This is a genomic window from Escherichia sp. KTE52 (assembly GCF_000408325.1).
GTDB classification, from domain to species: Bacteria; Pseudomonadota; Gammaproteobacteria; order Enterobacterales; family Enterobacteriaceae; genus Escherichia; species Escherichia marmotae.
Window position 1 is genome coordinate 166674 of record NZ_KE138677.1, and the last position, 12293, is coordinate 178966.

13 protein-coding genes are annotated in these 12293 nt (G+C 48.9%); 3 read left to right on the top strand and 10 right to left on the bottom strand.

What is annotated here, in order from left to right:
* Positions 1-141 precede the first annotated feature (141 nt).
* The 6 genes from ltrA to topA all read right to left on the bottom strand — a co-directional run bounded on the left by ltrA (position 142) and on the right by topA (position 6564).
* Positions 142-1494 carry a group II intron reverse transcriptase/maturase gene (gene ltrA, locus A1SC_RS16265; RefSeq protein ID WP_016262053.1) on the bottom strand — a complete coding sequence of 451 codons (1353 nt, stop codon included), beginning with the start codon at positions 1492-1494 and terminating at the stop codon, positions 142-144.
* Between the two features lie 447 nt (positions 1495-1941).
* Complete coding sequence (gene ymiC / locus A1SC_RS24990; protein WP_122983110.1) at positions 1942-2037, bottom strand: small membrane protein YmiC; 96 nt, start codon at positions 2035-2037, stop codon at positions 1942-1944.
* A 116-nt stretch (positions 2038-2153) separates the two neighbouring features.
* On the bottom strand, positions 2154-2324 hold the full coding sequence (gene yciX / locus A1SC_RS16260) for a protein YciX (RefSeq protein ID WP_000261428.1): 171 nt from the start codon (positions 2322-2324) through the stop codon (positions 2154-2156).
* Between the two features lie 2 nt (positions 2325-2326).
* The gene (locus A1SC_RS16255; protein ID WP_077627674.1) at positions 2327-2467 is read right to left on the bottom strand and encodes a YmiA family putative membrane protein; all 141 of its coding nucleotides are present in this window, start codon (positions 2465-2467) and stop codon (positions 2327-2329) included.
* 315 nt (positions 2468-2782) lie between these two features.
* The gene (gene cysB / locus A1SC_RS16250; RefSeq protein ID WP_000776256.1) at positions 2783-3757 is read right to left on the bottom strand and encodes an HTH-type transcriptional regulator CysB; all 975 of its coding nucleotides are present in this window, start codon (positions 3755-3757) and stop codon (positions 2783-2785) included.
* A 209-nt stretch (positions 3758-3966) separates the two neighbouring features.
* Positions 3967-6564 (bottom strand): type I DNA topoisomerase, encoded by a 2598-nt coding sequence (gene topA, locus A1SC_RS16245; protein ID WP_001516492.1) that lies wholly within the window; start codon positions 6562-6564, stop codon positions 3967-3969.
* Between the two features lie 379 nt (positions 6565-6943).
* Between topA and A1SC_RS16240 the strand changes: the two genes are divergently transcribed.
* Positions 6944-7195, top strand: coding sequence for a YciN family protein (locus A1SC_RS16240; RefSeq protein ID WP_001031530.1), 252 nt, complete (start codon positions 6944-6946; stop codon positions 7193-7195).
* A gap of 35 nt (positions 7196-7230) precedes the next feature.
* Here A1SC_RS16240 and sohB read toward each other — a convergent pair whose 3' ends face one another.
* Positions 7231-8280, bottom strand: coding sequence for a protease SohB (gene sohB / locus A1SC_RS16235; RefSeq protein WP_000422073.1), 1050 nt, complete (start codon positions 8278-8280; stop codon positions 7231-7233).
* Positions 8281-8497: 217 nt separating this feature from the next.
* Here sohB and A1SC_RS16230 point away from each other — a divergent pair, with 217 nt between their 5' ends.
* Complete coding sequence (locus A1SC_RS16230) at positions 8498-9256, top strand: YciK family oxidoreductase (protein WP_000559299.1); 759 nt, start codon at positions 8498-8500, stop codon at positions 9254-9256.
* Positions 9253-9843, top strand: a complete 591-nt coding sequence (gene cobO / locus A1SC_RS16225; RefSeq protein ID WP_001516495.1) for a cob(I)yrinic acid a,c-diamide adenosyltransferase — start codon at positions 9253-9255, stop codon at positions 9841-9843. Before A1SC_RS16230 ends, cobO begins: the two co-directional genes overlap by 4 nt.
* 52 nt (positions 9844-9895) lie before the next feature.
* Here the strand turns inward: cobO and A1SC_RS16220 are convergent, their stop codons facing one another.
* From A1SC_RS16220 to rluB, 3 genes are all read right to left on the bottom strand, one after another.
* Positions 9896-10204, bottom strand: coding sequence for a hypothetical protein (locus A1SC_RS16220; RefSeq protein WP_001516496.1), 309 nt, complete (start codon positions 10202-10204; stop codon positions 9896-9898).
* Between the two features lie 10 nt (positions 10205-10214).
* Entirely contained in the window at positions 10215-11237 is a 1023-nt protein-coding gene (locus A1SC_RS16215; protein ID WP_001516497.1) for a hypothetical protein, read from the bottom strand.
* A gap of 169 nt (positions 11238-11406) precedes the next feature.
* Complete coding sequence (rluB, locus tag A1SC_RS16210; RefSeq protein ID WP_001291217.1) at positions 11407-12282, bottom strand: 23S rRNA pseudouridine(2605) synthase RluB; 876 nt, start codon at positions 12280-12282, stop codon at positions 11407-11409.
* Positions 12283-12293: the final 11 nt, after the last annotated feature.

A 12293-nucleotide genomic window follows, 5' to 3' on the forward strand; every position in this document is an offset into this window, starting at 1 on the left:
ATAACAACCCAAATTGATAAAAGAGGAGAGGCCTTACAGGGATAAATCGGGATAGGAGCTGATCTCACGATCAGCTTCCTCCCACACCACCGTACGTACGGGGCCGTATACGGCGGTTCGGTTATGTTGATCGTCGCCTGCCTATACTTCTGGCAGGCCCAGTCTGGAGAACAGCTTATTGGGGAGTGCTATATTCAGTGCCGGACTACAGCTTATCCGCCACTCTTTATGGCAGCTTCCTGCTGTTTGCGCCGCAAGGTCCTTGATTACGCCTCGACTGCGCAACTCCCTGAAGCGGTTGCGGCCCGTTTTCCACTGTTTCCAGAGTATGCTTCGCAGCCTGCGCCTTATCCATCCGTTCAGCTCTCGCATCAGCGATGGCCTCTGGTTCAGCCCGTAGTAACTTTTCCAGCCCGTCAGATATCGTCTTAGCGGCTGGGTTAGCTGTTCAAGGCTTCTCCCTGTGTTGCGTCCGGTCAGTGCTCTTATCCGCATTTTGAACCGTTTTATCGACTCCGGCGATACCACGCACCATACCTTCCGCCCCCTTATGAAGCTGTATCCAAAGAACTTGCGCGTTTCAGGGCGTGCTACAGCACTCTTCTTCGCGTTGACCTTCAGCTTCAGTTTATGGCTCAGCCAGTGCGTCAACCCCGCCATGATCCGGTTGCCTGCCCGTTCGCTTTTCACGTAGACATTACAGTCGTCTGCGTACCGCACGAACTTCAGACCACGTTTCTCCAGTTCCTTGTCGAGGTCGTCAAGCAGCAGGTTCGATAGCAGCGGCGACAGTGGGCCGCCCTGCGGCGTTCCTTCTGTCACCGGCCTTACCAGACCTGCGTCCATCACCCCTACATTCAGGAACCTGCGGATAAGTGACAACACCCGTTTATCCGATACTCGTTTCTCTATCCGGCTCATCAGCACATCGTGATTTACCCGGTCGAAGAACTTCTCCAGATCGAGGTCGACCACCCAGTGATACCCGGCCCCGATATGTTCCCGGGCTTGTATCACTGCCTGGTGGGCCGAACGACCGGGACGGAACCCGTAGCTGCTGTCGCTGAACGAGCTATCCCACTGTGCCTGCAATACCTGCATCATCGCCTGCTGGATGAAGCGATCCACCACCGTCGGGATGCCCAGCAGACGTCCGCCGCCGCCGGGCTTCGGTATGGACACTCTTCTCACAGGAGATGGGCGGTATCTGCCGGACAGCAGTTGCGCTTTCAGCTCTGGCCAGTGGTGCCTCAGGTAGTCCGGCAGTTCGCTTACGCGCATACCATCGACTCCCGCTGCACCTTTGTTGGCTTTAACTCTTTTCAGGGCTTGCCTGAGATTGACTGGTTCACAAATGGCTTCCATCAGCCACACTGTTGACGACGGACTTTCTCTGTTCGTCGGTGCCTGCACGGTTTCAGCCCCCGGAAGGGCGGCGTTCGGGGCTTCACCCCGTTCCCCGGCCTCAGGGTCGCGATGCGTTTTCTGCTGCATGACCGTTCAGAACCTCCGTTGATACTCGTCACTCATTACCGTTCGGGCCTTCGGGTGTCATGCCCTACTATGCCCTCTGCTGACTCCTGTCCGCCGGTCAGCGCCCCTTACGGTACGCTCAGTTCTGGATACAGAACGACGGACAGGCCTCCCGGGGTAAGTTCAGCCGCCTTCACCACACACCTGTCCGATTTACCACCCCGGTTCTTGATGGTTATGGCCTTCGCAATTCTTTGCTTGCTCCGCCAACCGGGTAGGCCTCGTATCGGATTTCTGTTCGTCAGGTCATGGATTTGCTTCACGCTTCCTTCAGACCCCGCCTCACGACGACGCCCTTGCGCTTCGCTAGTCCTTCGCCACCATCAGGCTGGACAGGGGACTTTCACCCCCGAGCTGCTGAACATGCCCGGCACACAAAGAAAAACCTCGCCGCAGCGAGGTCAGAGATTAGTGAGCAACTATCCAGATGAGTTCGGACCAGAAGAGTATCGACAGAGAAAATGCGCCCATCCAGGACCAGTATTTCGTATTTGTGATGATCATAGGCTACACCCTTTATTTGTTATTACTTTATGTTGAAATTACTCAACCTTTTATTGCAGTGGTGTATTAAAAAGCGTTTAATTCACGAATATATCGGATAATAAGAATGATGATAATTATTGTTTCTGCTGATCATCTTCAGCAAACATCTCTATAAAGGCTTGCTGCTGCGACGTTAGTTTCCAGTCATCTGGAATAACGACGGAACATTCTCGTTTCGTTTCCATTTCGTTGTCACTATGCTGACATAATGGTGACGATTCCTGATGCTGCTCCTGAACAACCATCGTTATCCCCACACTTTCCATATCAGTAGTGCGACAACCACCCAGAAGAGTGCAGAACCAAGAAATACTGCACGCCAGGCTTTGCGTTTTAATTCAGGGTCCCGGCGGGGTTCCTGATTTCCAGAAGGCATTGCTAACCTCATATGATCGCCATCACTTATCAGTAAGACGCTAACCAATTGGTAAAATTAATCAAACGATGAGACAAATCCTAATGAAACTTTAGCCAAAAATCCAGCTAATTTACGAATCGTATCCAGTGAATAATTCAATCTTTTGACCTGATATAGATATTTGAAGATTGAAGTTTGCGAGGCGGGTAATTAGGCACTACTTTATGATCGATTTACCATAAAGATTTCAGGGGTAATTATATTGTGGGTGCGTACGAATAAGAAGGAGCAGAGAATATATTCCGGCCCCTGGTAACATAAAGGTGCCGGAAATAACGCAGGTAATTATTTTTCAGGCAACTTGATATCTTTAAACATGACCTCAATTTCTTCATTAGAACGCAGTGCCACAGCGGCATCAACGACGTCTCGCGTTAAATGAGGGGCAAAACGCTGAATGAAATCATACATATAACTGCGTAAAAACGTACTGCGACGAAAACCAATTTTGGTTGTGCTATGGCTGAAAATGTCGTGTGCATCGACACGAACCAGGTCAGGGTCAGCAACCGGGTCGACCGCCATGCTGGCAATCACCCCTACCCCCAGTCCCAACCGGACGTAGGTTTTAATGACATCAGCATCCGTTGCCGTGAAGACGATACGCGGCGTCAACCCTGCGCGGTTAAAAGCGGTATCCAGTTCAGAGCGTCCGGTAAAACCGAAGGTATACGTCACCAACGGATACTGCGCCAGTTCTTCAATGGTGATTGCATTTTTGCCTGCCAGTGGGTGGTCCGGGGTCACTACAATAGCCCGGTTCCAGTGATAGCATGGCAGCATCACCAAATCTTCATACAAATGAAGTGCTTCCGTGGCAATAGCGAAATCGGCATTACCTTTAGAGACTGCATCGGCAATTTGTGTCGGTGATCCCTGGTGCATATGCAAAGAAACGCGAGGATAACGCTCAATAAAACCTTTGATGACGTTTGGTAACGCATAGCGTGCCTGAGTGTGAGTAGTGGCAATATATAATGAGCCTTTATCTGGCCAGGTGTGCTCTCCGGCAACCGATTTAATGGCATCTACTTTCGACAGGACTTCACGAGCAATACGAATTATTTCCTGCCCGGCTGGAGTAACCTGCGTCAAATGCTTGCCGCTGCGGGAAAAAATTTGAATGCCCAACTCATCTTCCAGCATTCTGACTTGCTTACTGATCCCAGGTTGTGATGTGTAAAGTCCTTCAGCCGTTGATGAGACATTCAGGTTATGATTGACCACCTCAACAATATAGCGAAGTTGTTGTAATTTCATGTTAAACCATCCACTTAGACGCCATCTGAACATCGTTTTTTCGTCACACCTGGCGGGTGACTAATACGATTTAATAATAAAAAAAGCGATAACTATAACCACTATATCATTTATAGCTTTAGTGTATAGGTGTGCAGAAAAAATAATATGTAATAAAAAAGGGCCGTTTTCGCGACCCTTTGTTTATAAAAACCGGAAAAAGTTAAAGGTTATTTTTTCCCTTCAACCCATTTGCCATCTACATAAAATGCTGACCAGCCAGTTGCCTTTCCATCTTTTTCCGAAGAGACATATTGCTGTTTGGTTTTACGGCTAAAGCGAACCATTGTCTTATTACCTTCCGGATCCTGCTGCGGCGCATCGGCCAGATAACGCAATTTTTCCGGTAAACGGTCGCGGAAGCGATAAAGCTCTTCCACCAACGGTGCACGCGTTTCACGTGATTTCGGGAAGGTATTGGCAGCCAGGAACACACCGGCAGCACCATCACGCAGCACGAAATAAGCATCCGATTTTTCGCACGGTAATTCTGGCAGCGGAACCGGATCTTCTTTCGGCGGCGCGACTTCACCGTTACGTAAAATCTTACGCGTGTTTTTACACTCTTCGTTAGTGCAGGCCATGTATTTACCGAAACGCCCCATTTTCAGATGCATTTCAGAACCACATTTTTCACACTCAACGATCGGGCCGTCATAACCTTTAATGCGGAATTCGCCCTCTTCGATCTCGTAACCGTCGCAGGTTGGGTTATTACCACAGACATGCAATTTACGTTTCGGATCGATGAGATAGCTATCCATCGCCGTGCCACACTTCTGGCAACGACGTTTGGCGCGCAGCGCGTTGGTTTCAGCATCTTCGCCTTCCAGCACGTTAAGCACTTCGTTTTCCGGCACCAGGTTGATGGTGGTTTTGCAACGCTCTTTCGGCGGTAGCGCATAGCCGGAACAGCCGAGGAATACCCCGGTACTGGCAGTACGAATACCCATTTTGCGGCCACAGGTCGGGCAATCGATACTGGTCAGAACCATCTGGTTCGGCCGCATACCGCCCTCTTCCGGATCTTTTTCCGCTTTATCGAGCTGCTGGGTGAAATCCGAGAAGAAGTGATCCAGTACGGCTTTCCACTCTGCTTCGTGATTCGCCACCTGGTCGAGGCTGTTTTCCATCTGCGCGGTAAAGTCGTAGTTCATTAACTCACGGAAATTTTCTTCCAGGCGATCAGTTACGATCTCACCCATTTTTTCCGCATAGAAACGACGGTTTTCTACGCGCACATAACCACGATCCTGAATGGTCGAAATGATCGACGCATAGGTGGAAGGACGACCAATACCGCGTTTTTCCAGTTCTTTAACCAGCGAAGCTTCACTGAAACGGGCTGGCGGTTTGGTAAAGTGCTGAGCAGGTGTCAGCTCAACAAGCGACAGTGAGTCACCTTTATCGACAGCCGGTAAAATACGATCTTCATCGCCTTTACGCAGCGCGGGCATCACTTTCGTCCAACCGTCGAAACGCAAAATACGTCCGCGCGCTTTCAGGCGGAAATCACCTGCGCCAACGGTCAGCGTGGTGGAGTCATATTTCGCCGGGGTCATCTGACATGCAACGAACTGACGCCAGATTAACTGGTACAGTTTCTGCGCATCCGCTTCCATATCTTTCAGCGATTCTGCCATTACATTGACGTCAGAAGGACGAATCGCTTCGTGCGCTTCTTGAGAGTTTTCTTTGCTGGCGTATTGGTTCGGGCTTTCCGGCAGATATTTCTTACCGAAATTATCGCTAATATATCCACGAACCATATTTACCGCGTCCTGACTCAGGTTAGTGGAGTCGGTACGCATGTAAGTGATATAGCCAGCTTCATACAGACGCTGCGCCATCATCATGGTTTTTTTCACGCCAAAACCAAGACGGGTACTGGCAGCCTGTTGCAATGTGGAAGTAATAAAAGGCGCGCCAGGTTTACTGGTTGTCGGTTTGTCTTCACGTTCCAGCACGCTATAGCGCGCTTTTTCCAGCAGACTTACCGCTGCCTGAGTTTGTTCTTTAGTCGCCGGGCGGAACGGTTTGTCGTTCTGATGGGTCACCTGCAAGGCCAACGCTTCGCCTGATGGTGTGGTCGTGCTGGCATCCACCTCCCAGAACTCTTCCGGTACGAACGCTTTAATTTCTCGTTCACGCTCGACCACCAGGCGAACCGCCACTGATTGCACACGCCCGGCAGAAAGACCGCGAGCAATCTTTTTCCACAGCAGCGGAGAAACCATATAACCCACCACACGATCCATAAAGCGACGCGCCTGCTGGGCATTAACACGATCAATATTCAGCTCACCAGGTTTGTTGAAAGCCTGGCGGATCGCGTTTTTAGTAATTTCGTTAAACACCACCCGGCTATAGCGCGCATCATCACCACCAATCACTTCCCGCAGGTGCCATGCAATGGCTTCCCCTTCGCGGTCAAGGTCGGTTGCGAGATAGATGTGGTCGGCTTTTTCAGCCAGTTGTTTCAGTTCAGAGACGACCTTCTCTTTACCAGGCAACACTTCATAGTGCGCCTCCCAATTGTGCCACGGGTCAACCCCCATACGGTTGACGAGAGCGCCACGTTCATCCTTTTTAGGCTTTTTAGCCGTCTTGGTGGAGGTAGAGTCGGCACTCTTTTTAGTAGTTGAGCCACTGGTCGGCAAATCGCGGATGTGACCGACGCTGGATTTCACCACGTAGTCACTACCCAGATACTTGTTGATCGTTTTGGCTTTTGCCGGGGACTCAACGATGACAAGAGCTTTACCCATATTCACCTTACCTAATTTGATTCTTCCAGGAATGCGTCGCACATTGATAAACCTTCCACTGGCAACGAGTTACCGATATGGACTCGCTCTCTGCGGATATCAACCCCTTGTCGTGACTCTGTTCACGAAAATTCAGGTGACTGAGTTAGCAGGTCTTTGCCTACAGGCGCTATAGCACGACGGAATTTTGGTCGAATGTCAAGCAAATCTATTGCCAGATTGACGAAAGCGTCACACTGTACCTGATAAAATCCGTTACGCAACTTTATTAGCATGCAAAATCCAAAGTTGCCAGTAAGGCGCACCTGACGCCAGCGTGGTATATTTGTCTGCAAGCCATGCCTGGCGTAGACTAATGTCCTTGTTTAAGGAGTAAATAATGAACAAAGAGACACAACCCATCGACCGCGAAACGCTGTTGAAAGAGGCCAACAAAATCATTCGTGAGCATGAGGATACGCTCGCAGGAATTGAAGCCACCGGCGTTACGCAGCGTAATGGCGTACTGGTGTTTACCGGCGATTACTTTTTAGATGAACAAGGATTGCCGACTGCGAAAAGCACCGCGGTGTTTAATATGTTTAAACACCTGGCTCACGTGCTCTCGGAAAAATATCATCTGGTAGATTAAAGCAAAACGCGAGGCCTGAACCTCGCGTTTGTCTTTTACATCAAAGGCTTTTGCCCGCGCTGCCACCAGCGTAACAACAATCGGTCGACGCTCTCTGCCGCACTGCCGGTAAATCGGTCTATTAACCGTTTACGCTGCATATAACGCACGTTAACCACTTCACGGCCTTCCATCAGACTCAGAATCACTTCATCACTGGTGTTTATTTCGTCAACCAGACCTTTCTCTACCGCCTGTTGCCCGTACCAGTGTTCGCCAGTAGCCACCTCTTCAATATCCAGAGACGGACGCATACGTTTTACAAAAGCTTTAAATAGCTGATGTGTTTCGTTCAGTTCTTCACGGAATTTCTCACGCCCTTCTTCGGTGTTTTCACCCAGCAATGTCAACGTCCGCTTATATTGCCCGGCAGTATGCAGTTCGATATCAATATCTTTACTTTTCAGGAAGCGGTTAAAGTTGGGCATTTGCGCCACCACACCGATGGAGCCAACAATGGCAAACGGTGCGGAAACAATTTTATCCGCAACACAGGCCATCATGTAGCCGCCGCTGGCAGCCACTTTGTCTACCGTAACGGTTAAAGGAATGTTTTTATCGCGCAGACGCTGCAACTGCGAGGCTGCCAGACCGTAACCATGAACCATACCGCCGGGGCTTTCCAGACGCAAAACCACCTGGTCACGCGGCTTAAATGCCGCGAGTACCGCAGTGACCTCTTCACGCAGCGAGTTCACTTCATGCGCGTCCATGCTGCCTTTGAAATCCAGCACCCAGACACGGGGCTTACTGTCAGTCACCACCTCGCCCAGTTTGGCTCTCGCTTTCGCTGCTTTCGCTTCTTGCTTGTGCTTTTTCTTCTGCGCTTTATGCCACTGTTTTTGCTGATGTGTATCCATCAGCGCTGCGGCCAGTTCTTCTTTCATCTCCTTATATTGTTCGCTGAGATTATTAACCCGTAACTCGCCACGCTGGCGCTTATTACGTTGGGCAACATTGACAATAATGGCGGCAATAGCCGCAATCGCCACCACAACAGTGACAATTTTCGCCAAAAACAAACCATATTCAGACAACAATTCCACGAGTCCCACCTTGGTTAAACAACGCTTTGCTTCACAGTTTACAACAGGCATGTTAAGCCGTCTCGCAGAGATATTCTTGACGAGAAAGTATGACAAAGTATTCATTTTACGGCGTTATCGCTCCTGGCTGATTGAAATGCGCCTCTGTTTAAGGCATAACCCCTCAAAGTCATAAGTACACTGGCAACGCGACGGATAATGTCGTTGAGGAGTAGCCATGCATTACCAACCAAAACAAGATTTACTCAATGATCGTATTATCCTGGTGACCGGTGCCAGCGACGGAATTGGTCGTGAAGCCGCTCAGACTTATGCGCGTTATGGCGCGACGGTGATTTTGCTGGGTCGTAACGAAGAAAAATTACGTCAGGTCGCCCGGCGTATGTTCGAAGAGACCGGACACCAGCCACAGTGGTTTATTCTCGATTTGCTGACCTGCACATCCGAAGATTGCCATCAACTGGCACAGCGCATTGCCGTTAATTATCCGCGTCTGGACGGCGTTCTGCATAATGCCGGATTGCTTGGCGAAGTTTGCCCGATGAGCGAACAAAATCCGCAGGTCTGGCAGGATGTCATGCAGGTCAACGTAAATGCTACCTTTATGCTGACCCAGGCACTTCTTCCTTTATTACTCAAATCGGACGCCGGTTCGCTGGTCTTTACCTCATCAAGCGTTGGACGTCAGGGGCGTGCCAACTGGGGCGCATATGCTGCCTCTAAATTTGCCACCGAAGGGATGATGCAGGTACTGGCCGATGAATATCAGCAGCGTCTGCGTGTGAACTGCATTAACCCGGGCGGTACGCGCACCGCCATGCGTGCCAGTGCCTTCCCTACGGAAGATCCGCTGAAGCTCAAAACACCCGCCGATATCATGCCGCTATACCTCTGGCTGATGGGCGATGACAGCCGCCGTAAAACCGGTATGACCTTTGACGCCCAACCGGGCCGTAAACCAGGAATTTCCCAATGAGTGACGAACGCTACCAACAGCGTCAGCAACGTGTTAAAGAAAAAGTGGATGCCCGCGTGGCGCAGGCCCAGGATGAGCGCGGCATTATTATTGTTTTTACTGGCAATGGAAAAGGCAAAACCACTGCGGCATTTGGTACGGCAACACGCGCGGTAGGTCACGGAAAAAAAGTGGGCGTCGTGCAGTTTATTAAAGGCACCTGGCCTAACGGCGAGCGCAATCTACTGGAACCACACGGCGTCGAGTTTCAGGTGATGGCAACAGGTTTTACCTGGGATACGCAAAACCGCGAAGCTGATACCGCTGCCTGCCGTGAAGTCTGGCAACATGCAAAGCGAATGCTGGCTGATTCCTCGCTGGATATGGTTTTGCTCGATGAGCTGACGTATATGGTGGCGTATGACTATTTGCCACTGGAAGAAGTGGTGCAAGCCTTAAATGAGCGTCCACATCAGCAAACGGTGATTATCACGGGTCGTGGCTGTCATCGGGATATACTTGAACTGGCAGATACCGTCAGTGAATTACGCCCCGTCAAACATGCGTTTGATGCAGGAGTTAAGGCACAAATCGGGATTGATTATTAAGTGAAAGCACCTCAAAAGATTGCCTCTTGAGGTGCTTTAATCATAATTATATTCAAGCGGCAATAGCGAAATTCAGAATGCGTTTAATCTCATTCAAATGTCCCGGATATGCTTCATGATTCTCAGCGTCAACATCTTCAATAAATAATATCAGTTCAGTAATTAACGCATTCGCATCTTCATAACTAATTCCGCTTAACTCTGGTGAGGTTTCAGAACCATAGTTAATCGTCAGGTTGTTCATAATCGAGAGGATAAGGATAAAATATTTATGACAAACCTTACATGTGGTTTTATTGCCCAGGGTATTATACAGCATGTCGAGTAATGCCAGTATTCTACGATTTTGTACATCGTTCATAAAAAGCCTCCTATAACATTATTCCGCTAGCAATAAGTAGTTTTGCCAGCCCCTCAGACGCCTTTAACCCACTAATTACTTGTGCACGTAATATTTCATTTAGCCTTTTTTGTTCAGCCGCTGTGCGTGTTTTATTAGTGTATAAATCCTTAAGGTGATTCCCCTCGTCAAGAAATGAGTTCAGTGCTTGTATTGCTGGAATTGCAGGATCTGCTGCACGAAGACGTGTTTCATTAATGCTGATAATCGCAGCCAGGAATTCTTGTCTGCTCTTCAATGTCTTAAATTCATTACCTCCTCCTTTTTTTAAGGAGGCATTGTAATAAACGAGATTATTATGTACCGTCGCAAAGGTATTTCTTCCGGTTTGTTTACCTTTTGTCGCGATATCGTTTCGTATATCAGTTAGATCATTTTTTATTCTTTGCCAATGATTATTTACCGTACTACCTATATTCCCTGCGCTTACCCTGGTATTATACAACCCATTGAAATAAACCACTAAATCTTTAACCGCTGCTGCAGATTTTGTTAATGTTCCACCATCATTGATGCCCAGAAGTGCCCCCGCATTATTCGCGTGATCCAGAGCTTGTTTAAGCAATATGAACTGTTTGCTGTCTTTTACATCTAAATCCTCATTCAAAAGTTCGACATAAGAACTCATACTGCTAATGATTTCCATAGAAGCCAGCAATCTTTCTTTTTCAGTAGTGACTATCTTTGTAGTAAAAAGATCTTCTTGAGATTTTTTGTGCTTATCTCCAGGTTGCTGACACAATGACTCATTACTGGTACTGTTTTCAATAACTACCTCATAATCTGGTCGGGGTGCACACTCCGGATTAGTCGCATAAAAATTAACAAGAAAGTTTTCACGAGAAGCATAGTATTGTTTAAAGAAACTTGCATTCGCCGCCACCGCCTTGTTACCCGCAGTAATAACAGTTTCAGCTTGTTCATTTTTCAAAGCATCGGTTGCACAACCTGAAATCATTAACAGCGATAGAAATACTCCACTATATCTAATCATAACCCACCTCTTGACGTTGAGTTTATCTCAGATAATTAAATAGTAATGTGGCTATTTCCGGGCATTATTCATAAGCAAGTATGAAATTAAATTAAAATGCTGCGACTATTTATCATGCTTCAAATGAAGAAAAGGCCCCGCAGGGCCTTTATTTTATACTTAACGTAAATTAACCGTTATTATTACGTCCGCCAGAACGACGACCGCCACTCACCTGACTGTGACGTTTCACCGCACGTCGAATTTGATTCGCCTTCATACGACGACGATCTTTTTCTACGGCAACTTTAGAACTGGTTTCTGGCGGCAGTTCCACCAGTTCACGCAAATAGTTAGTCTGAGCGAGATCCAGCTCCGTCCAGCCACCGCGTGGCAGGCCTTTCGGCAGTGGAATATCACCGTAGCGCACACGAATCAGGCGGCTAACCTGCACGCCAACCGCTTCCCAAAGACGACGAACCTCACGGTTACGGCCCTCGGTAAGAGTGACGTTATACCACTGGTTGATCCCTTCACCGCCACTGAACTTGATGGTTTTAAAGGCTGCCGGACCATCTTCCAGTTGCACGCCGCGACTCAAATCACGCAGTTTTGCATCGTCAACCTGACCAAATACACGCACGGCATATTCACGTTCAACTTCACGGCTTGGGTGCATTAAGCGGTTTGCCAGTTCACCATCGGTGGTGAACAGCAACAGACCACAGGTGTTAACGTCGAGACGGCCAACGGCAATCCAGCGCGCCCCACGCAGCTTCGGCAGACGATCAAACACGGTCGGACGCCCTTCCGGGTCATTACGAGTACACAACTCGCCTTCTGGCTTGTAATAGGCCAGAACGCGACAAATTTGTTCAGCGGACTCGCGTACCGAAATCAGGTGACCATCGATACGGATTTTCAGCCCAGGGGTAACTTCAACGCGATCGCCGAGTTTAGCAATTTTGCCATCAACACTCACACGACCGGCTTCAATAATAGATTCAATTTCACGGCGAGAACCGTGGCCGGCACGCGCCAGCACTTTCTGTAGCTTTTCGCTCATAGAGCTTCCTT